Here is a 21173-nt window from a genome sequence, read left to right as displayed (position 1 = left end):
TCCACTCTATGGCGATCGTCACCGAAAAGTTAGGTCTGGGCGCGAGGCTCTTTAGCATTGCCTCACGGATGACCGGCCTATCTCTCGTTGCCCAACGCCCCGAGATCTCGCCTGTCTCGACCTCATCGGTCGAGAGCCCGGCGGTACGCGCTCTCTTCAATCTTCTATTGATGGAACGCGGTCCTCTAGCCGATTTGCCCGAACGCGATGCCAGTGCGTTCGTGGCGGATCTAGCTTACGCGATTGCGGATCTGTCCGCAGCGCGGCGACAGCGTATTGCGCTGCGTCTCGTCCAAGGCGCCGATCCTTGGGAAATCGGTTTCGAACGCGCGGGCACGGACTTGCTCGTGTCTCTCGTGCGCACGGCGGCGATGCCGGAAGTGGCGTTTCACGAACGTCGAGTCAACGTGGACCTACTCTGCAATCGGCTCGTGAGTGCGCTCGATGCGCTTTCGATCAGCAGTGTGCGCACGCCTCACAACGCAGCCGCCAACACGGATGACATCGATGCTCGAGCGTGGAGCGAAGCTACACGCTGCGCAGCCGCGCGCGACTACCTGCGGTCGCAGTTGCCATTCGTGATCGAAGACGCGGACGCTGAGCCGACGTTTGTCGCGGTGGAACCAACGGGCGACGTGCCCATCACCATCGCGGCCGATCTCATGATGCGCATTCCAACCACGACGGCGATGACGGAGACGACCGTGCTGCGGACGGATCTGTTTGCCCTCTTGTTCCGCGGAAAACTGCGCGTAATCGTCGGAGAACATGCGCGGGAATTGCCCGAGGTGTTCGTCTTTCTGGTCGCCGAGCAGCTCGTCGACCTCGTGCTCGACGCGCTTCAGGCAGCCGCGTTGAACCGTCCTTACTACCGGCGACTGACGACAGGTGGAGCCGTGTGCGCTGTGCGCCTGCAAGGAGAAGGGCACGCATCGTTCACGATCGGCATGCCTCGCCGAGGATCCGAAGATCGCGGCCAGGTGTGGACGTTTCCCGCTGTTGATGTGAATTCGCTCGTGCAAAGCGTCATTGCGTTTGCTCGTGCGCTCGCGCGAACGATCGTTCGTCGTGATCGAACGCAGGCGCAAAACCTCAGGCTTCATGCGTTTCGCGCAAAGGTGCGCGAGCTTGGGGATCGCGTGCGGGAATCGACGCGTGACGAGTCGAAGATCAACGACGCTCCCGAAGGCTATCGCGCATTCGCCGCGGCGCTGCGTCCCCCGCCCTCTTCGGATGACGATTCACTTGCGACGAGCCGTCTGCGTTTTACGCCGCGATGGCTTGCCGCGGTCCCGTCGATCGATCTGCGCGCGACGTTTCTGTGTGGCGATGCGTTCGTCGTTGGAGCCACGCGCGAGTTGAGCTGTCTCGATCGGCGCACCGGTGAGATTGTCTGGACAAAGCCCGTTCCGCGCGCGACCAGCGTCATCACGCCGCTCGGTTTGGCGCGTATCGAAGCCGAAGGAGCGCTGCATCTGATCGACCTGCAAACGGGTGACGTGCAGTGGACGACGAACCTTTCGCCACGCACGGGAACGAGCACGTCCGGGGTCGTCGTCAACTCGCCAGGGCTGCCTCGCATGCTCGTCGTCAGCGAAGGAACGCGGCACCTTGCGGCGGTGGATCTGCACGGCGGCGAAGTTCGCTGGCGTTATGCGTCTCGGCGCAACGGCGTCTTTCGCGTGAGGCGTGCGGGCAAACTGCTCGTGGTGGCGTCGGGCGAACAAGCGCTCGTCGCGCTGGACGTGCTCACGGGCGAAGTTGTCTGGCGCGTGTGTGACCGGCGCCGTTTCGCGTCGCACGTCGCGGTGGACCAGGAATCGCTGTTCGCCGTGAGCGGAGATGGTGCCTTCGTGGAACGCGGTGGAGCGGGTTTGCACCACGTCGATCCGTGGTCGGGGGCGTCGCGTTGGAGCGTCGATCTCCCTTCGGAAGCAGCTCCCGTGGGTGCGCCTTTGCTTGCGCGCGACACCGTCGTGATCGTCACGCATGGCCGTCGAGGCACCGGCATCATGGGGTTTGACCGAACGACCGGCGAAAAACGTTTCGACGGCGTAGCATGCGGCGCGGCTGCATCGTGCGTCGTGGTGGATGGCACGATCATTCTCAACAGCGAGAGTGGTGATCTCGTGGGCATCGACGCATCTGACGGGGCGACACGGTACAGGCACGTCTTTGGCAGCGCTGATGGCGACCGCCCGCGGCGTCTCGAGCCAATGTTGCGATCAGGAGCGCTTTTCGTGCCGCAGACGGAGCTTCTGATCGTGCGTCCGCGTGACGGCAAACTGCTTGGTCGCGTGCCCGCCGATCTGATTCCGGATTTGTTTCGCGTCGACGAACGGTGCGATGTGTACGTGGCCGAAGAAAGTGGTCACATCGCAGCGTTTTCAGCGGGGCCGAGACTGCGGTTGATGTGAGGTCGGGTCAGGGCTCGAACGCTCGATTCGCGCGCATGGGACGCGCGCGAATCGAGGCCTGTCACGATGGGGGGCTTGCAGGCGGCTTCACCGCCTTTTCTTCTTCGGCTTCGGCGGCGGGAGCGACACGACCGTCAGCACCACATCGTCCACGCCGTCACGAATGAGCCCGATTGCCTCGGCACCTCGTCGCGACAGATCCACGATCCGCCCCCTTATATGCGGGCCACGATCGTTGATGCGGACCTCGATGGCTCGACCGTTCTTGGGTCGCCAAATGCGCACGATCGTCCCGAATGGCAATGTTCGATGCGCCGCCGTGAGCTCTTTGGGCGCGTACGGTTCACCGCTCGCCGTCGATCGCCCCGCAAGACGGTCCGAGTAGTAGCTCGCTTGCCCACGTTCCTCGTGTTTGGGCGGCACCGCGACGGCTGCGTGGCCAGAGCTCGAGGTCGTCATGGCTGGTGTCTTTGGCGTCGCGGTCGCAGAGCTGCCGCAACCGATGATGACGGGTACGAAGAGGATCGCGATCCGTGAAGAAAAAGAATGCTGAAGCATGGCGGCAAACACCTCTTTTGGGTGTACCGCAAATTGTTCGGTGCTCCAAAGATTCAGCCGTGCGATCTAGCTATCAATCGTTCATTCGTGAACGATCTGCGCGTCGTGTTCAGGGCGCGCGATGACCTTCGAACGCACGAATTTGGCAAGCTCGACGAAAGGAACCCCTGTGGGACAGACCTTTTCCTTTCGAACGAGTACATTCTCGGGGACGAACGCGAGCGCCTCGGCGGCGGCATCGTAGTCGGGCATGTTGCGCGACGACGCGAGCACGATGGGCATGAGACCCGCGTAGCGACCGCGCGACGCTGCGATGCGTTCGGCTTCCCCGATGTCACAACGCCCGCACGCGATGCATCGCGCAAAGCGCGGCATGCGTTCGCGCTCGTCGGCGTCGAGTGCTGCGAGACCATCGGCATCGTAGTTTTCGTGGAACAGCGGTAGCCCCGTTTTTCGGCCGAAAACACGGCCAATGAGCACCTTGACCAGCGACCAAGCAAGCACGATGAGGGCGAGCACGCGACCGGAGAGCACGTACCTCCTATAGCAACGGAGTCGCCCACGCGCGTGCTGCTCGTAACGAAAACGTTGGTTATGCCGCGTAAAAGAAAGCTGCCCGCACCACCGCGCGAGTCGTGGTAAGGACCGATCGGGAGACTCGCTTGAAATCCAGCCGCTTCCCCTTCTTTGGGCACATACCATCCACGACGCAGCGGCTTGCCGCGTGCATGTTCGTCTTGCTCGGAACTGCATGCAGCGACTTCGGCGACAGCGGTGTGGGCGATCCGCCGAGCAAACCCGCTGCAGATCCTTGCGGCGCAGGTGCTCGTTTGGCTGATGTCGTCGGTCCGTCCACCTGGATCAAGCCGAACGACGACGACAGCAAGTCGTGCGCCTACCCCTTGGACAAACCCGTGAGTTTGGCCGGGCTACGCATCGTCGCGATCGATCGATACGACGAGACGGGTGATGGAGCGACGGGCAACTACTACGCGCAAGACGCATGCGCGGCAGCGGGCCCCTACCATGGCATGACGATCTACGCGCCGTCGTTCAGTCCGCCCGACATGCGACTGTTCCCTGGCGATGTCGTCGATTTGCTCGGGAACCTCATGGAGTTCCGAGGTCCAACGACGGGCCCGTTTCCGTACTGTCGCACGCTGCCCGAAATCGGCGGCACGTTGACCTTCCGCTTCGAACTCGGGCCAGACCTCACGGCGCACACGATTCCTGTGTCGGATCTGAAGACCTACGAATCGGCTCGTCAGTGGCTCGGCATGCTCGTACGCGTCGAGAACGTGAAGATCGCCGGGAATCCTTACGACAGCAGCGGCCGCTATTCGGCGCCGATCGACGTCGGCGGAGGCATTCCGCAAAGCGACGTTCCTTCAATCTCGAACGAGCTCTTCAACCTGAAGGAGCTCGGTCCCCCGTTGGCGCAAGGCGTCGAGTTCAAGTCCGTGACGGGCATCGTCACGTATTTCTACGGCTTCAAGATCGCGCCGCGCTCGGCGGACGACTTCGAGATTTGATGCAGACGTTGCTGCCGAATTTCAAGGCCGATCCGTGGACAAACGTTGCGCCCTCACGCTGGGTTCGTCGTGCGCTCTTGGCCGCGTCCATGGCGATGTCGTCATGCGGTCTGTTCGGCGAAACGACGACTCCACCTGCGATCCCAGGGGCCATCAGTAGCCACGCTGATCCGAGCGCGCGGATCTCGTTCCATGCCCTGGCGCAGAAACCACGATTGTCGGTGATTTATCGCGAAGGCGATCCGGCCCCGGCGTTGGCTGTCGTATTCGCCACGGGGCTCGGATCGCTTCCCACGGCGGCACTCTCGGCAGTCGTGGAGTCGCGTTTGACCAGTGCGGGTTTTTCCCCGCGTGTTCGCGCGTATCGCAGCGCGTTTCGCGTCGAATGGTTCGTGGAAGATGCATCTCGCGTGGGAACCTTTTTCGCGGCGATTTCGCGAGCGATGCGTGATCCCATCACTGCATCGGGACCCGACATGGCGCTCGTCGCCAAACGGGTTGAAGCCGTTCAAAAGGCTCCCCTCGATGCTCCCGAGCTCGATCCCGTGGCGGCTTGCACTGGACAGCTCGGCGTCGTACCCGGACAACCTCCAGTGGATACATCGAGTGGCGCGTTCGTCACGCAGCTCGATGCGCAACGTCGAGAAGCTCTTCACGCTGGGCGCATGGCGATTGCTGCGGCCGGACCGACCGACTTCGGATCGTTGGTGTTCCAAGAGCTTTCACGCAGCGAAGGCTGGCCTGCGGGCAGTCCCGCGGTCGACACGTTGCCCACGGCAGATTCCGTGTCGACCTACGTCGTGCCGCCTGGTGGGCATGCGGGACGCGTGGTCGTTGCCGTGCGTGTGAACGATGGGATCTCCGCGGTCACCGTTGCGGAGCGTTTGGCTGCACCAGGATCGGCGCTACGCGGGCGATTGGCAGCATTGCCGCATCCCTTCCTCCCGCTGGAGATTGCAGGTTTTGCTCGGCCGCACGGAGGATGCATCAGCATCACGCTCGAATCCGAAGCGCGTCTGAGCGCCACGAAGCTCGAACGTGCGGCTGCGTATGCCGCTGCGATTGCGAAACACGAGATCGCCATCGAGAGCGCAGTGAAGGCCAATCATTCGCTCGTATCGAGGCAAATCCTTGCAGCCCCCGATCCTCGCGACGTTGCTTCCCGCGCTGCGTGGTGGGCTCTGTCGTCGCCCATTCCCCGACTCACACCACGCGCGACGGTCGTGCTTGGTTTGCCCCCGAGCGCTACGCCCAGTGCAGAAGGTTCGTCTGGACGTACGTTTGTCCAGGAACATGAACGCGCGATGGCGTCGGTGGGAAGTCCTGCCGCAGACCGACGTGTTGCGGTCGAGCGTGGGCAGGGCGAATTGTGGGTGCTCGTCGCGAGTCCCTGTGGCGTGGGCGATGAAGGAGCAGCAGATGCAGGAATCACTGCGCTCTCGCTCCTATCAGCCGTTGCCGCGCATGGGATGACATCCGGTGTCACGCTGGAACCATGGATCGGTGCGGATGGTGCTGGTCTCTTTGCACATGCGCCGCCGCGTGATGATCGCGAGACGCCTCCGGAGCTTGCGCGGCGCGTGGGCAACGCCGTCATGCGAGCCTTGTCGCCCGCGACGCTCACGACGTCGTCGATTGTCGAAGCGCGCACGTCGATGCTCACGCACCTGGAGCGTTCGACGGGTCGTGGTGGCATCGCATTCGAAGCGCTCGCAGAAGCGCTTGCCCCCGAGCATCCGTCATGGTTCGAGCCGTTTGGAACCTTCACACGAGTCAGCGCAGCGACGCTCGAAGTGTCTCGGTTGCGTCTTCGCTCGCTGCTCGAAACGCCGCTTCGCGTGGCTGTGCTTGCGAACATGGACGTTCCGCAAGCGTCCGAAGTTGGGTTCTCCATCGATCGGTGGCTTTCACCGCGCGATGCGTCGCGTTCGTGTTCTGCGGCGACGCTCGGTGCGCAGGGAGTGCGTCCTTCCAAACTGCGGCTTCCGCGCGATGCGGGACTTGGTCAGGCGCTCGTTGCGGCACCCGTGCCAGCCGTGGGGGCAACTGGGCACGATGCGGCCATGTTCACGGCGCTCGTTCTCGGTGGCGAAGGAGGCTTGCTCGAGAAGACGTTTCCTCCGGCATCAGGCGTGCGCGCGACGGTACGTTTGACAGGAACGGCTCGAGCGGCGGCGCTCGTCGTCGACTTGCGCGCTCCATCGGACTTGCTGGATGGCGCAGTGATGGGTCTGATGGCGCTCTTGTCGACGCTTGCCACGTCAGGCGTATCGCCTGCGGACATGCAGCGAGCGACCGACCTTGCGATGCGTCACGCGTCGGAAACTCGCTTCGATCCGCGCAAGCGATTGGTTGCGTTGTGGAGTGGACGGCCGCTTGCGCCGACGCCGCCTCCGTCAGCGCAAGCCATGCAGATCTTCATCGCCTCGACGTTGAACGAATCGTCGCTCGTGGTGATCGAAGCTCAACCGGACCGTTGAAAGCGTGCAGAACTGAAGCCGGGCCTAGATTTGTACGCTCGCGCGTCGGTCGGGCGTAACCGCCCGACGCGCGAGGCCTAGTTTACGATGGGGGGCTCGCAGGCGGCCCTTTTAGTCTTTTGGGCTGCGCCCAAAAGACGAGCCGACTGCTCTGCCCCCCATACCCCCCGAGGGACGAACTGAACGCGCTTTCAACTTACCCGTGCGCGGCCGCTCTCAAAACATGTCATCCGCGTCATCGAGTGCGTCGGCGTCATCGCGCGCAACGATGTCGTCCTCGTCATCGTCGTCGTCGATGTCCGCTCCATCCTCGTCCTCGAGGTCGGCGGCCTTGAGCACCGGCAGACGGCGCTTGCCGACGGGGCCTTCGTCGACGTAATCGCGCAGCGAGTTCATGTCGTTGAGCGCCTCGAGTTTTGCAAGCGCGCGAACTTCGACCTGACGAATACGCTCACGCGTGAGGTTCATGATCGCGCCCACGTCTTCGAGCGTCGTGCCGCCACGATCGGCCACGTCGAGCGCGCAGCTTTCGCCCATCTCCCACAGATCGAGGTCCGGGAAGTTCAGCTTGATGGCACCAGTTTTCGACGAAATGTCGAGGAACAAGTGGTGCTTGCACGACACGTACGGACACGGACGCGGACCATCGATGCACTGCGCACGCGTCTTCGGCTTCCAGTAATCCGTTTCGGGATACAGGAGCCGACCCACTTCCAGCTCGCGCTTCGTCATGCGTTTCACGCTGATCGTGCGCGCTCGAACCTCGCGCTTGCGGCGCGATCGACGCTGCTCACGCGTCGTTGCCGTCGCAGCCGTTGCCGGTCGAGGCTTCAGCGCCAACGCGCCTTCGACGATGTGTTCGTCGCCGGTCTCTGAATCGTCCGAATCGTTGTCCGTGTCCATGTCGAGCCCATCGAAGTCCGCGAAATCATTGTCGATCATCGTTGCCATGCGCTGCCTCCCGCTGTGCCTTCCGTCTCGCGCGCGCACGTTCCCCTCCTCGTTCAGAGACCGGCCCGAACGAGTGCAGGGGCGCTGCTCCCTGTCTCACTGATTTATCCAACACAACCCGATTCGGGACGGACCAGCCGTCCTTCCTCGGCAACGAAACTTCATGCGCGGCACCAGCCAGAGCGCCGCGAAAAATTCACTACGTCCCCGTCGCCCTCGCCCTCGAAAGCCGAGCCGCGGCCATGAGACGTTCCTCGATCGCGCTGAGCTTCGAAACGAGGTCTTTGGCAAGCCTCTCCGCCGTAAAGAGCTCGTTTTGAATTGCCCGATCCGCCGTATCGCTTCGTCGCTCCTTGGCCGCATCGCGCAAAGCGTCGAACACCTTGGAAATCGTGCGTTCGAGCTCTTCGATCTCGCCCCGGACGAACAGGAACTCCCGCTGAATCTCCTCGATCGTGTAATCCTGCGCCATCATCTCCTTGATGCGCTGAATCTGGCGCACCACGGTCGCGGGATAGAGTCCCTGGGAGCCTTGGTGTTTGCCCTTGCGGCCCACGCGCACGCTGCGCGGGAGAAGCCCAAGCTGCACGTACTTGCGCAGCGTCGCCTCGCTGAACTTGATGCCGTGCGCCGCGAAGATGTCGAGAATCTCGGCCGACGTGATGCCCTGTTCGTGCTCACGCTCGAGTGCCTCGAGTGCCTCGTCCGATATCCTCTGCAACATTCCCTCAGCCACGACTCAGTGCTCCCAACCAGTGCTCGTGAATGTATTCCACTGAGTAGAATACAGTCAAACTATCCGATCAGAATTATTGCCGAACGTGCGGGAAATGCGGCGACTGATCGGTTTCCGATCACCTGGTAGGACATATTCAGTCCGCGCAAAACCTCTTTTTTCTTGACCCCTCTCCGTAGATCTGGATCCCCCCTCCCCCCTTTGTCGAGGGTCCCTGGATCACACGCCTGCCGCAAACGTGACGGCTGGTAGGCTACGGGCTGCATGGTCGCCAAAAATCTCGACCGCAACGTGGAGCCAATGCTTCGGGACGTGAACGCCCGAGGCGTGCGCATGCGCGTGCTCGAAGCAGGAACGGGCCCGGCGCTTCTGCTCGTACACACGTTTCTGACGAGTCACCGATCCTTCGAAGACATCATCGAAACGCTCGCCGCACACTTTCACGTCATCGCGCCGGACCTTCCAGGCTTCGGCGAGAGCGAGAAACCAAGCCTCACACGCTATTCCTACGGAATCGAAGCATTTGCCGAATCCATGGCCGACCTCATCGCTGCCTTCGGAGTCGGTCGAGCCTGCGTCCTCGGACACGGCATGGGCGGTGCCATCGCGCTGACGCTTGCGGCGGAACACCCCGAGCTCGTGACGCGTCTCGTGCTGGAAGATGCGCTCGTTTACCCGTTCCCGCTCAGCTTCCGCGCAAGGCTGCCGTTCGCTCCCATCGTTGGTGGACTCATCTTCAAGCAGATATTCGGGCGTCGCGGCTTCCGTGCCTACTTTCGTGACGAGTTCTTTCGTCCGGGTGCGGAAATCCCTTACGAGCGCATCGATCAACACTACGAATTTTTCAACGGACCATCAGCGCGCGAAAGCGCATACGCGGTGCTGCGATCGATCGACACGCGCCCCATCGTCGCACGCTTGACGCGCATCACCACGCCGACGCTCGTCATGTGGGGCCGAGACGACCGCATTTTCCCCGTCGCAAACGCACAACGTCTCGTGCGCGCCATGCCCGCCGCGAAGCTCGAAATCATGGACGCAGCGCACGTTCCTCATGAAGAGCGTCCGCGCGAGTCCATCCAGATCATCCGGCAATTCTTGGAGGGCAAACGGTGATGCTTCATCGAGCCGCGCGGAGCTTCTTCCGAACTCGCGCGGCCGCGATCGGTTCCATCATCGTCGTCGCGCTCGTTGGCTTTGCTCTCCTCGGTCCGCTCGTTGCTCGTCACGCCCCGAACGCGAACGATTTTTCGCTCGCACGTGAAGCAAACGGCGCACCTCCCGGACCATCGCTCACGCATTGGCTCGGTGTAGACGCGCTGCATCGCGACGTCTTCGCGCGCCTTGCCCACGGTGCCCGCACGTCGCTCGGCATCGCAACGCTCGCAACGCTCATCGCGACCACCATCGGCACCGCCGTCGGTGTCGTCGCCGGGTACGCCGCATCGGTGCGCGTCAAGTCGCTCGACACGTCGCTCAGTCGCGTCGTGGACATTCTGCTCGCGCTGCCGTTTCTGCTGGTCGTCACGGCGATCGGTGCCGCCGTTGGGCGCTCCGACACGCTCACCGTGCTCCTCGTGCTGGGTTTGTCCGGGTGGGCCGGCATCGCGCGTGTCGTGCGCGCGAAGACCATCCAAATTTGCTCGCTCGACTTCGTGCTCGCAGCTCGTGCCATGGGCGCAAACGCGCCGTGGATCATGTCGCGCCACGTTCTGCCGAATGCAGCGAGCATCGTCATCGTGATGGCCACGACGAGCGTCGGGCAGATGGTCCTGGCTGAAGCGGTGCTCGGTTACCTGTCGCTCGGCGTGCCGCCACCCGCTCCGTCGTGGGGACGCATGCTCCACGAAGCCGAGCCGTTTTTCGTGTCGCGACCGGGACTCGTTGCTGCACCAAGCATCGCCATCTTGCTCACGGTGCTCGGCTTCGGACGTCTGGGTGACGCGCTGCGCGATGCATTCGACGACAACGCTCGAACAACTCCACGTCCCGGTGCTCGCGTGCCTGCCGATCTGCTTCTCGTTGCCGCGGCATTGCTCGTGTTCGTCGGACTTCCTCCACCGCGCGTCGCAGCTCCGATCGAGTCCGTTGCGCAATCGCAAACGCCCTCACGCGGCGGAACGTTGCGCGTCGCGACCATCGTCAACGTTCGCACGCTCGATCCCGCGCTCGCTTATGACGAAGCCGCAACGGCACTCGGCGACCTGCTCTTCGCCAAGCTCGTGACGTGGAGCGACGACGGAAAGGTCGTCGGCGAGCTGGCGCAAAGTTTCCACGTCTCCGATGACGGCAAGACGTACTCGTTCGTCTTGCGCCCCAACGTCGTCTTTCATGACGGGGCAAAGCTGCGCGCCGCCGACGTAAAACGATCGCTCGAACGAACGCTGAACCCTCGCACGCCAAGCCCAGGCGCGAGCCACTACGCAGCCATTCGAGGCCTATCCGCGTTTCGCTCGGGGCAAGCGCAGACCATCGAAGGCATCCGCGTCACGAGCGACCTCGCCGTCGACATCACGCTCGATCACCCGGACGCGACGTTTCTTTCGCTGCTCACGCTCTCCTTTGCAGCGCCGGTTTGCCCCTCGTCCGGTGCCACCGTCGAAGCTGCCAAACCGCCCTCCCCGTGTGGCGCAGGTCCATTTCGCATCGCGTCGTGGGAGCCCGAGGGCGTCATTCGACTCGAACGGCACGATGGGTACTTCATCCCAGGTCGCCCGTACCTCGATGCGATCGAATGGCTCACGAACGAACGCGCGACGGCGCAGCGTTACAAGTTCGAACGCGGCGTGCTCGACTACGTGCGCGACCTCGGCAGCCAAGACGGCGCGCTTTACCGATCGAATCCCGCGTGGGCCGGACGGTTCTCCTTGTCCGCATCGTCCGTGACCAACGCCATCTTCATGAACACGGAGATGCCTCCGTTCGACGTGCGTGCTGTGCGTCGTGCCGTAGCGCTCGCCATCGATCCGAGCGTCCTCGAAAAGGTGCGCTCCGAAGTGCACGCGATCGATCGTGTGTTGCCCGATGGCATTCCAGGAGCGGCGCCCATTGAAGCGATGCGCAAGCACGATGTCGCCGCTGCTCTCGAGGAGATGCGCGCCGCTGGATACGCTTTCGACGAGGCGACCGGCAAAGGCGGCTACCCGTACGTCGTCGACTACATCGCCCCGGCCGATACGTTTGAACAACAAGCCGCCGAGGTGTGGGTCGAACAGCTTGCGCGCATCGGCATTCGCGTACGACTCGAGCTCACGAGCTACGCGTCGTACTTGGCAAAAGTATCGAAGCGACGCACATCGACGATGGGCTGGGTCGGGTGGAAAGCCGACTTCCCCGACGCGCTGAACTTCTTCGAACCCACGTTGTCGTCACGCGCGATCGACGACGAACACTCGCAGAACTACGCCTTCTTCAAGAGCGACGAGCTCGACCGCGCGCTCGATGACGCGTCGCGCGAGCGTAACCCCGAAGCGCGCAAGCGCCTCTTCGCGCGTGCTGAAGCCATCATCCGCGATGAAGCCCCGTGGGCACCGACGCACGCTCCTCGCCTCTTCGAGCTGTGGCAACCGTACGTGCGCGGCTACGTGCCGCACCCCGTCATTCCACAGCGTTTTCGTGATGTTTGGATCGACAAACAAGCGATCGCGCGCGTAGAGCGGCGACGGTTGCTTGGCCCGGCATCGATGCTTTTACCGTTCGGCACGATGCGAGGCGCGCGATGACCGGTTGGTTCTGGCGAGCGCTGAGGCGCATTGGGTGGGCGCTGACCGTCGTGTTTGGAGTGACCACCCTATCGTTTTTCCTGGTACATGTGCTTCCGGGTGATCCCGCTCGGATGATTGTCGGCCCTCAAGCATCTGCACGCGATGTCGAAAAAGCGCGCGAGGTCTATGGGCTCACGGGTCCACTTCGCGTGCGTTACGCGCGGTATTTGCTGCGGCTCGTGCACGTTGGCGCGGCTCTGCAAAAGGACGCTCTGCGCCCGGCCGATCATCGAAGTTGCGCATCCGTCGAGCGTTTGCACTTCGATCTGGGAACGAGCTTTCATTATCGGCGACCGATCGTCGATCTCGTCGCGGCCAAACTCCCGCGATCGCTCGACCTTGCGCTTGCAGCGTTGGCCGTCGCCTTGGCGATTGGGCTGTCGATTGGCGTGAGCACCGCGGCGCGCCCGGGTGGGACATGGGACGAGTTTGGTGCAGGCGTCGCGCTGCTGGGAATCAGCGCGCCCACGTTCATCACGGGTTTGGCACTCCAGTACGTGCTCGCGCATCGACTGGGGCTCCTGCCCTACGACGGCTACGGTAAAACCTCGGCAGAGCACCTCGCATCGTTGGTGCTCCCGGCGCTCACGCTCGGCATTCACGGTAGCGCGATTTATGCGCGCCTCGTGCGGGCAGAGCTCGGTGCAGCGCTCGATCAGGACTTCGTGCGCGCGGCTCGAGCCAAAGGCGCATCGCGCATGCGGGCGCTCGTCGTGCACGGGCTGCGTACGGCGCTCGTGCCCGTCGCGACGCTCGCCGTGCTGGATCTGGGCGCGCTCGTGGGAGGCGCGGTCGTCACGGAAAAACTTTTTCGATGGCCAGGGATGGGCCAGATGGCGGTGGAAGCGATCGTGAATCGCGATGGACCGCTCGTGACGGCGACCGTTCTCGTGGCGGCCATCGCGATTGTGGCTGCAACGCTGCTCGTGGACTTGGTCGCTGTGTTCTTGGATCCGCGCACGTCACGAGCGTGACGAGCAAACGCGAATCAGTCGCCAGCAAGCGATTGGCATTCGGCACCGCGAGCAGATTCGGGGCCTGCAAGCTCCGCACAGCGGCGGAACGCCGAAGCCCCGCCCCCCGATGCTCCGAGGAGGTACCAAGCTTCCGCGCTGCCCGGCGATTGCTGCGTGTATTGCCTTGCGAGGTTGCGCGCCTTGCCCATCTGGCCTTGCTCCATCGCACGCATGATGCGCGTCGACAGCGGCCCCGTTTCATCCGATGACACGGCTTCCGCCGTTGGTGCCGGACCTTCACCCGTCGGTGCTTCGCCGGCCGGCGCTGGAGCTTCACCCGTCGGCGCAGGTTCCCCTGTTGCAACGGGTTCCGCAGGGGCCGCGTCGGGCGTTTCGGCGGCGGGGGCGGCGTCTGCCTCGGCAGGCGCGGTGTCGACGGGCGCGGCTGCGCCAGCATCGACGACTGCCTGTGCCGACGGCGTTGGAGCCGTCGCAGCAGCAGCACTTGCGCTGGGCGCAGTCGACGGATCCGGTTGTCCAATCAAATTTTGCCCAACGACGAAGATGCCGATCAACAGTCCGACGAAGCCGGCGGCGATGCCAACGATCTTGATGTTACGCGCACGTCTGGCCCGTTGTTCCGGCGACAAACCCAGCGGCGAGTATTCGCCGTCGTCATCTTCATCGCCCGAAGGCGGTTCCGCGAAAAACTTCGGCGCAGTATCGTCGTCGAACGCATCGCCCGTGTCCGTGGCGTCGGAATTCGAGTCGTCGAGCGACGGGCCATCGGAGCCGAAGAAATCATCTTCGGTTTGCGCCTTCGAAGGCGTTTGCTTGCGCGGCGGCACCACTGGTGCGGTTGCTTCCGGCATCGTGTCGGTCTCGAGCCGAGGCGCAGGTGTCTTCTGCGGCGGAGCCAGGGCTTTCAGGTAGGTTTTTCCTGGTACAGCGCTCTGCGTTCGCACCACAGGCGGCTCGGAAGCCCTTCTGGGCGGTCTTGGTTCGACCGACATCGGATACGACGACTCGCGCTGCGTCGGCGGGCCATCGGCGGCCGTACGCGACGGACGCTCGGTCTGCGCCATCGCCTCTTCGTTCTCGAGCGCCTTCAGCGCAGTCGAGCCATCACGTGCGATCGTCGCGGGCTCTTCCGAAGGCGGAGGCGGAGGTGGAGGGTCTGGCGGAGGCAGAACGGGCGCTTGGATCGATGCGAGCGTTTGCGTGCGAATCGGCGGCCCGGCCTCGACGATCTTCACCGGCGGCGGCTCGGAAGGACGATGCCGCGTGGGAGGTTCGGAAGCTCGAATGCGTGTGGGCGGCTCGGAAGAACGTGCGGGTGGCGCGGCCTGAGCTGCTTGAGCGGGAGATGGGGACGACGACGCCGTGGGTGGCCCAAGGTCTTCGTGCGACATCGGCGCGGGCCCCGTGGCCGGTGTCGGCGCGGGTGCGGCGGGTTTGGCCGCGGGAGCGGGAGCTGGTGTCACCGTTGCAGGTGTTATCGCAGCCAACGCCGCCGCCGCCGTTGCACGCTCCACGAGGCTTTGAAGCTCTTTCTCGGCAGGCCTTGCGATCGTCGGAGCATCCGTCTCTTCGGGCTCCGGCGGAGGTTCGGCGCCTGCGAGTTTGCCCAAGCGAGCTGTCGGCGGGCTTGGCGCACGCGACTCGGTTGGCTTCGGCGCAGTCGCTCCACCACGCGCACGCAACTGTGCGTCGTGCGCTCGTGTCGGCACGCCCACGCGATCGGAGCTTGCGGGGACCGCGACGGAAGCCGCGGGAACGACCGATTCGTCGAGCAAAAAGTCCCCGGGAACGTTTGGCGCTTCGTACCCGGTCATGGTGCGCGTCGCGAGCAGGTTCGAGCGAAGCATCACCGTATTCGGTGGAATCTCCTCGTGATGCTGTTCGCCGAGAATCGCGTCGTCGTGCGTTTCCTCTGGTTTTTCCGACGCAGGTGCTCGCGGAATGAGCAACCCTTCGAAGTACAGCTTGGAAATGGTCGACATCGTCGACAGGTCCTCGAACGGCGATGCATCGACGACCGCCATGAGGTTCCGTTTGCCATCGAAAAGACGCAGGATTCCGTTGAGTTCGTCCGGGATTTCGTTGAGCCGATCCACGAGGGCCTCGGCATTCACGTCGAAGATCGTGTCGAGCGGCGGGAGGGATTCGCAAAGACGCCCCCACTCATCCATGCGCCGCATGCCCTCCATGAGCAGCCCCTGCGTGGAGCTGCCAATGGCGTCGGGCATGTCGATCTTGCAAAACTCGACCTCGAAATTGCCTTCGTTCCAAAGGAGCGCGCGGTAGACGGCTTCTTCGCCCGCAAGCCTCCCCAAGACGGCGTCGATGACCTTGCCGTCGCGGAAGTAAATGTGCGCTTCTTGCCCGTTGTTGTGGATGTGGACGATGCCTGCTTTGCGACTGACTTCGAAGGTTTGCAGCAGATCCACCACGCCCATGTCGGCCACGAGGCCCGCGAAACGCGTGCGTCCGCTATGCGCGAATTGCTTCGAGGCAAACCCGTCGCGAGCATTGCGCGCGAGAAGAATGCTGACACGCGCAATGAGCTCGCGGACGAAGATGGGTTTGGTCAAGTAATCTTCGACGCCCAGCTCGAGGCCGCGAATTTTATCCTCGACCGATTTTTGACTGGTTAGAAAGACGACGGGAATCGATGCCCACTCGCGGTTTTCCTTGATCCGGCGCACGAGCCCGTAGCCATCGAGACCGGGCAGACGAGTGTCCGTGAGGATCAAGTCGGGGGGCGACAGTTCGATTTTTGCGAGCGCATCATTGCCGTCTTGCGCCGTCGTCACGCTGAAACCGGCCTTCTTGAGGCTCACTTCCAGCAAACGGAGGCTGCGCGCGTCGGAGTCGACCAGGAGAAGTTGTTGTTTTGCCACGAGCAGGTGTCCGCAAAGGATGTCGAGCGGGGGCTCAGTATGTCAAGCCGACATGTCGGCGCATTGGTGCGCTCGCAGATTGGTCTAGCCCCAAGGATCGACCACGTCACCACCAGCAGGCGGCTTCTTTTTGGTGGTTGGTGTTGGCGCAGGTGCTGGCGCCGGTGCGGGAGCGGGTGCTGGGGCAGGCTTTGCGGTTGGTTTCGATGTGGGACGCACAAGCGGTGCGGTGGGCGCCGTCGGAGGAGGCGCCGTTGGCAGCGGCTGCGTTGGAGCCGCGGTAGCTGGCGGCGCCGTATCGGCCACGGGAGGAGCTGTCGCTTCGGGGGCCGTCGCTTCAGGTGGTGGCGCCGTCGGCGTGGGCACCGGCGGAGGTGCGGCGACGGTTGCTTGCGTCGCGGGTTGCGTCGGGGCGGGCGCGGGTGCCGGTGCCGGTGCAGGAGCGGGTGGGTTTGTCGCGGCCGGACCCGGTTGCACCGCGAGAAACACGACGACACCAACTGCCACGGCCGTTGCTGCAGCCAGCACAAAGAGCAGCGCAGGCTTCGGTCCACCGCTCGATGCGTCCGATTTCTGTCCGCGTCCCGCCGCGCTCTGCCCTTCCAAATGCGGCAACGCTGCATCGCCATCGGCACCAGGGATCAGCGGAAGCGCTTCCTCGAGCGCGCTGGCGACCTCAGCCATCGTGGCATAACGATCCCCAGGGTTTTTCTCGAGACACCTCATGACGATGTCCCCAAGCGGCCCGAGGCGTGATGGATCCTGCACGCGTTGCTCGAGCGGCACGGGCACACCGCTGATGTGCAAGTCCATGACGCCCTTGAAGCTGTCCGCCTCGAAAGGCACGCGCCCGGTCAAACATTCGTAAAGAATGACCCCGAGCGCATAGATGTCCGTGCGGTGATCGACCGGCTGACCGAGCGCTTGTTCGGGGCTCATGTAGTGCGGCGTGCCAAACACGATGCCTTGTCTCGTCAGGCGACTGGCACCGGCAATCTTGGCCAAACCGAAGTCGAGCAACTTGGCGAATTCACGATCGCCACTTCGAACGAGGTAGATGTTGTCGGGCTTCAGGTCGCGATGAATGACGCCAGCTTCGTGCGCAGCCGCGAGGGCGAGCGCGCATTGAAGGCCGATGGCAGCCGTACGATCCGGCGACAAGATGAGCTCGGCACGAAGCAAATTGGCGAGCGTCGTGCCGCTCAACAGCTCCATGACGAAGTACGGAACCTTGGACGTGATCGGGGCGCTGCGATCGGGCTGCACCTCGCCGAAGTCACTCACGGCGACGATGTTTGGATGTCCAATCGCAGCAGCCGCCTTCGCTTCCTGCATGAAGCGCGTGACGGTGGTGGGATCCTGCGCGATGTCGTGACGCAATACTTTGAGAGCAAACTTGCGTCCGAGCGTCGTATGTCGCACTTCGTAGACGGAACCCGTGCCACCTTCGCCCAGAAGCGAAAGCACTTCATAACGACCATCGACGACTTGGCCTACGAGTGGATCGGCGTTGGGATTCCAGTCGGGTGCGTCGATCAGCGCATCGCCGTCGAACGGGCAAAATCGCACTTCACCTGAGAAAAACTTCTCGCACTCGGGACAACGCCTCGCGCGCGTGCGCTTTTGCTTGTCGGCTCCGAGCATACTGGGGTCGATTTTCGCGCCGTTGGCATCACGCAAGGCGTTCGCTTCAGGCTCTATGCGTACGGGTCGCGCCACCTTGTTGAGTCTATCTGAGGATTGGGCGGGGGGTTAAAAAAACGAGGTCGTCTTCCTCGAGGACAAACCGCGTTCGTCAGGGATGAACGAACGACGCGACACGCTGCTGTGTCCAGCGCGTCGCGTCCATCGTCCTAGCTCGAATGCTTCCGACGAAGCAACGAAGCTTTAGATCTCTTCGAGGATCTTTGCCTTGCGGGCGTTGAAATCCTCGTCGCTGATCAGCCCCTGTTGTTTCAGAGCCGCGAGCTTCTGCAGCCGCACCTCGATGCTCACAGCGCCACCCGCCGCTGCTTGCGGCTGCTGCGGCTGTGCTTGCTGCGGCTGGGCCTGCTGCGGCTGTCCGCCTTGGAATTGCGGCGGCGGCGCGAAGTTCGGCGGCGGTGCGTATTGCTGCGGCTGCATCATGTGCGCCATGTTCATGCCCATCGCGGCTTGAGCTCCGAGCTGCGCCATGCCGACGTTCGCTCCGCCCTTGGCCATCCCCTCGCCTGCGCCCATCATCGCTTGGCCCGAGGCGTAATTGTTCCAGTTGCCCGCGAGATGCTGCACGTAACGCGCGTCCTGCTGGAACTTTTGGTCGAGCCCGAACTGATTGGCTTGCGCCTTGTCCGACGCGATTCCAATGCCGCGACGAGCTTCGGCTCGCTTGGCATTCGCCTCGCGAAGCATGCGCTGATCCTCGGCCGAGAAGTTGATGTTGAAGTTGCCGATCTCGAGGATCTTGATGCCGATTTCGTCCAAGTTCGGAGCGCTCTGCTGAATGCGCCCGGCGATCTCCATGCTCATGCCGCCGAGGTTCAAGAGGCTCTTGCCTTGCTGCGCGCAGAGCTGACCAATGACCGTCTTCACGCTCATGAAGAACTTGCCCTTGATCCAGTTCAGAATCTGCTCGTTGTCTTGCGATCCCGCCATCTGGCCGTGGTAGCCAATGACAAACCGCACGGGGTCGGTCACGACGAGCGCGTATTCGCCGAAGATGCGCGGCGTGACGAACTCGAAAAGAATCGGGTCCTCCATCGACTCGAGCGGCCCGCCGAAGGGCAAACCGCGAATCGGTTGCATCTTCACGAAGAAGACCTCGGCGATGAAAACGTCACCGCCCGTGAACTTGTTGATGATGTTGTTCAGAAACGGAATGTTCTGCGTTTGCAGCGTGTGGCGCCCCGGCGGCAAATAGCCGACGTACTTCCCGTCTTTGAAAAAGAGCGCGCACTCGTCGCTGTCGACCGTGAGCTGTGAATAAAACGGGATGTTCTGATCAGGGTGCTTGTAGACGATGAGGTTTTTGAACCGATCCGGCCGCGCGATCATCATCTCGCGAACGCCGCCCTTGACGAAATCCATGATCCCCATGTCGAAGTCCCGCTCCTCGCCCGCTACCGGCAGGCAGACGCCGCGCCACGCCCACAAGCTCCTTCCGAAGCCTGCATGGTCGATGGCCCGAACTTTTTATGCCGCGACGGACCGCAGCCCCGTGAAGATAATGCGCACTAGGCGGGTCAGCAATACCCGCCCCCGTCGTTGCCCGAGCCGACCGGCTGTCTCGGGGGGCTCTCCCCTTCACCAGAAGCGGCTTTTTCGAGCGAGATCCGCATGACTTCACCGATCGACATCGCGTCTCTTCCAGGCCCGGCGCAAAAACTCGTCGCCCCAGACGCTCCCCCAAAACTGCAAGAGCTCGCCGCAAAAGGTATCGCGCCCGGCCTCAAGCCCGCCGAACTGCTCGCCGTCGTCGTCATTCTCACCCAAAGCGACCGCGCAGCCGTTCACGACACCGCCGTCTCCACCATCAAAAATCTGCCCGCGCCGATTCTTCAAGGCGCCCTCGCCACGGACCTCGAGCCCGCAATCATCCACGCTCTCGCTCAGGCCTACATCGATCGCGTCGACGTCATCGAAAAACTCGTCGTGATGCCTCGCGTGTCGATGGACTCCATCGAACACCTCGCTCGCGCCGGGACCGAAGCGATCACCGAGATTGTCGCGACGAACGAAACGCGCCTCTTGCAGCATCCGCGCATCATCGAGCTGCTCTACATGAACCGGGCAACGCGGATGTCGACGGCCGATCGCATCGTGGATCTCGCACGTAGAAATGGCCTGGATCTCAGCGGAATTCCGACGTTTCGCGAAGCGGCCCAAGCGCTCGAAGGCGAGCTCATCTACGAGCCCTCCGAAGAGCCGACGCCAGACGATCTCGTGTACGCAGAGACCGAGGCGATCGCCGAAGAAATCGCCGCAGACGCCGCTGCATCGAAGACCGCGGAGCCGGAAGATACGCACGTCGAGAAGGTCGAGAGCGGCGAAGAAGTCGTCAAGGAAAAGTTCGTACCGCTGCACAAACGCATCGCCGACATGTCGATCAGTCAGAAGGTTCGTCGTGCCACACTCGGCACGAAAGAAGAACGCCTGCTGCTCGTGCGCGAACGCAATCGTCTCGTGTGCACGGCCGTGGCACGCAGCCCGATGCTGCAAGAAGACGAAGTCGACCTCATCACGAAAAACCGCAACATCTCGGAAGACGTGCTCAAGATCATCGGGACGTCCGGCGAGTGGCTTCGTAGCTATTCGATCAAGAAAAACCTGGCGGAAAATCCGAAGACGCCGCCTCAAATGGCCATCCGCTTCGCGCTCGGACTACGCGAGTCTGACATGCGAAACTTCATCAAGAATCGCAACGTCTCGGCACCCATTCGAGATGCCGTTCGCAAGCATCTGCAGAAGCGAAAGTAATGAGTGACCTCGTTCGATTCGGTGTGGCGATGGAACGCGGGCTGCTCGCCGAGTTCGACCGGCGCATTGCGGAACGCGGCTACGAAAACCGCTCCGAAGCCATTCGCGATCTCGTTCGCGCAGACCTCACACGCGCGGCGTACGACCGCGGAGCGACCGTGATCGCAACGCTTACGGTCGTGTATTCACCGCACGTGCGTAGCGAGGTCATGCGCCTTTGCGAAAGCGAGCCGAACACGCCGGACGTGATCGTTGCAAGTCAGCACGTACGTATCGATCGCGGGAGGCACCTCGACACGTTCATCGTGCGAGCCACCGCGGAAAAACTGGCAGAAATCGCCGGGAAAATCGCAGGAACGAAAGGCGTGTTGTCGTGTGAAACTTCAGTGGCGGCGGCCATCGAACCACACGGGTAACGAAG

Annotated in this window: 15 protein-coding genes; 8 read left to right on the top strand and 7 right to left on the bottom strand. The window is 63.0% G+C overall.

Translation table 11 applies throughout. From position 1 onward, the window contains the following. The first annotated feature begins 68 nt into the window (after positions 1-68). Positions 69-2417, top strand: coding sequence for a PQQ-like beta-propeller repeat protein (locus tag IPM54_27480; protein ID MBK9263536.1), 2349 nt, complete (start codon positions 69-71; stop codon positions 2415-2417). Positions 2418-2504: 87 nt separating this feature from the next. Here the strand turns inward: IPM54_27480 and IPM54_27475 are convergent, their stop codons facing one another. Then, complete coding sequence (locus IPM54_27475; GenBank protein MBK9263535.1) at positions 2505-2876, bottom strand: septal ring lytic transglycosylase RlpA family protein; 372 nt, start codon at positions 2874-2876, stop codon at positions 2505-2507. 180 nt (positions 2877-3056) lie between these two features. Further along, entirely contained in the window at positions 3057-3509 is a 453-nt protein-coding gene (locus IPM54_27470) for a hypothetical protein (GenBank protein ID MBK9263534.1), read from the bottom strand. Positions 3510-3637: 128 nt separating this feature from the next. On the opposite strand from IPM54_27470, the gene IPM54_27465 reads away from it, so the two are divergent. Together IPM54_27465 and IPM54_27460 are read left to right on the top strand one after the other, a co-directional pair. Next, positions 3638-4507, top strand: a complete 870-nt coding sequence (locus IPM54_27465; protein MBK9263533.1) for a hypothetical protein — start codon at positions 3638-3640, stop codon at positions 4505-4507. Further along, positions 4507-6987 (top strand): hypothetical protein, encoded by a 2481-nt coding sequence (locus tag IPM54_27460; GenBank protein MBK9263532.1) that lies wholly within the window; start codon positions 4507-4509, stop codon positions 6985-6987. Before IPM54_27465 ends, IPM54_27460 begins: the two co-directional genes overlap by 1 nt. 216 nt (positions 6988-7203) lie before the next feature. Here IPM54_27460 and IPM54_27455 read toward each other — a convergent pair whose 3' ends face one another. Together IPM54_27455 and IPM54_27450 are read right to left on the bottom strand one after the other, a co-directional pair. Continuing rightward, entirely contained in the window at positions 7204-7938 is a 735-nt protein-coding gene (locus IPM54_27455) for a hypothetical protein (protein ID MBK9263531.1), read from the bottom strand. 199 nt (positions 7939-8137) lie between these two features. Further along, on the bottom strand, positions 8138-8659 hold the full coding sequence (locus tag IPM54_27450; protein MBK9263530.1) for a MerR family transcriptional regulator: 522 nt from the start codon (positions 8657-8659) through the stop codon (positions 8138-8140). Between the two features lie 279 nt (positions 8660-8938). On the opposite strand from IPM54_27450, the gene IPM54_27445 reads away from it, so the two are divergent. From IPM54_27445 to IPM54_27435, 3 genes are read left to right on the top strand one after another with little or no spacing between them, the layout of a single operon-like run. Further along, positions 8939-9790, top strand: a complete 852-nt coding sequence (locus tag IPM54_27445; GenBank protein MBK9263529.1) for an alpha/beta hydrolase — start codon at positions 8939-8941, stop codon at positions 9788-9790. Then, the gene (locus IPM54_27440; protein MBK9263528.1) at positions 9787-12396 is read left to right on the top strand and encodes an ABC transporter permease subunit; all 2610 of its coding nucleotides are present in this window, start codon (positions 9787-9789) and stop codon (positions 12394-12396) included. Before IPM54_27445 ends, IPM54_27440 begins: the two co-directional genes overlap by 4 nt. Continuing rightward, positions 12393-13412, top strand: a complete 1020-nt coding sequence (locus IPM54_27435; GenBank protein MBK9263527.1) for an ABC transporter permease — start codon at positions 12393-12395, stop codon at positions 13410-13412. Before IPM54_27440 ends, IPM54_27435 begins: the two co-directional genes overlap by 4 nt. Positions 13413-13426: 14 nt before the next feature. Here IPM54_27435 and IPM54_27430 read toward each other — a convergent pair whose 3' ends face one another. From IPM54_27430 to IPM54_27420, 3 genes are all read right to left on the bottom strand, one after another. Continuing rightward, entirely contained in the window at positions 13427-16297 is a 2871-nt protein-coding gene (locus IPM54_27430) for a response regulator (GenBank protein ID MBK9263526.1), read from the bottom strand. Between the two features lie 84 nt (positions 16298-16381). Continuing rightward, positions 16382-18016 (bottom strand): serine/threonine protein kinase, encoded by a 1635-nt coding sequence (locus IPM54_27425; protein ID MBK9263525.1) that lies wholly within the window; start codon positions 18014-18016, stop codon positions 16382-16384. 168 nt (positions 18017-18184) lie between these two features. Continuing rightward, positions 18185-19372, bottom strand: a complete 1188-nt coding sequence (locus tag IPM54_27420) for an SPFH domain-containing protein (GenBank protein ID MBK9263524.1) — start codon at positions 19370-19372, stop codon at positions 18185-18187. A gap of 240 nt (positions 19373-19612) precedes the next feature. Here IPM54_27420 and IPM54_27415 point away from each other — a divergent pair, with 240 nt between their 5' ends. Together IPM54_27415 and IPM54_27410 are read left to right on the top strand one after the other, a co-directional pair. Continuing rightward, positions 19613-20752, top strand: coding sequence for a hypothetical protein (locus IPM54_27415; GenBank protein ID MBK9263523.1), 1140 nt, complete (start codon positions 19613-19615; stop codon positions 20750-20752). Continuing rightward, a complete protein-coding gene (locus IPM54_27410; protein MBK9263522.1) occupies positions 20752-21168 on the top strand; it encodes a ribbon-helix-helix protein, CopG family in 417 nt (138 codons plus the stop codon). Before IPM54_27415 ends, IPM54_27410 begins: the two co-directional genes overlap by 1 nt. Positions 21169-21173 lie beyond the last annotated feature (5 nt).

Source organism: Polyangiaceae bacterium, from assembly GCA_016715885.1.
Classification (GTDB): Bacteria; Myxococcota_A; Polyangia; order Polyangiales; family Polyangiaceae; genus Polyangium.
This window is presented reverse-complemented; position numbering and strand designations above follow the sequence as displayed.

What these genes read in the sequence shown, in the direction of transcription:
- IPM54_27480 (MBK9263536.1), top strand. Translation starts at nt 69, where the DNA reads ATGACCGGCCTATCTCTCGTTGCCCAACGCCCCGAGATCTCGCCTGTC.
- IPM54_27455 (MBK9263531.1), bottom strand. Translation starts at nt 7,938, where the DNA reads ATGGCAACGATGATCGACAATGATTTCGCGGACTTCGATGGGCTCGAC.
- IPM54_27435 (MBK9263527.1), top strand. Translation starts at nt 12,393, where the DNA reads ATGACCGGTTGGTTCTGGCGAGCGCTGAGGCGCATTGGGTGGGCGCTG.
- IPM54_27445 (MBK9263529.1), top strand. Translation starts at nt 8,939, where the DNA reads ATGGTCGCCAAAAATCTCGACCGCAACGTGGAGCCAATGCTTCGGGAC.
- IPM54_27410 (MBK9263522.1), top strand. Translation starts at nt 20,752, where the DNA reads ATGAGTGACCTCGTTCGATTCGGTGTGGCGATGGAACGCGGGCTGCTC.
- IPM54_27475 (MBK9263535.1), bottom strand. Translation starts at nt 2,876, where the DNA reads ATGACGACCTCGAGCTCTGGCCACGCAGCCGTCGCGGTGCCGCCCAAA.
- IPM54_27415 (MBK9263523.1), top strand. Translation starts at nt 19,613, where the DNA reads ATGACTTCACCGATCGACATCGCGTCTCTTCCAGGCCCGGCGCAAAAA.
- IPM54_27460 (MBK9263532.1), top strand. Translation starts at nt 4,507, where the DNA reads ATGCAGACGTTGCTGCCGAATTTCAAGGCCGATCCGTGGACAAACGTT.
- IPM54_27420 (MBK9263524.1), bottom strand. Translation starts at nt 19,372, where the DNA reads ATGGGGATCATGGATTTCGTCAAGGGCGGCGTTCGCGAGATGATGATC.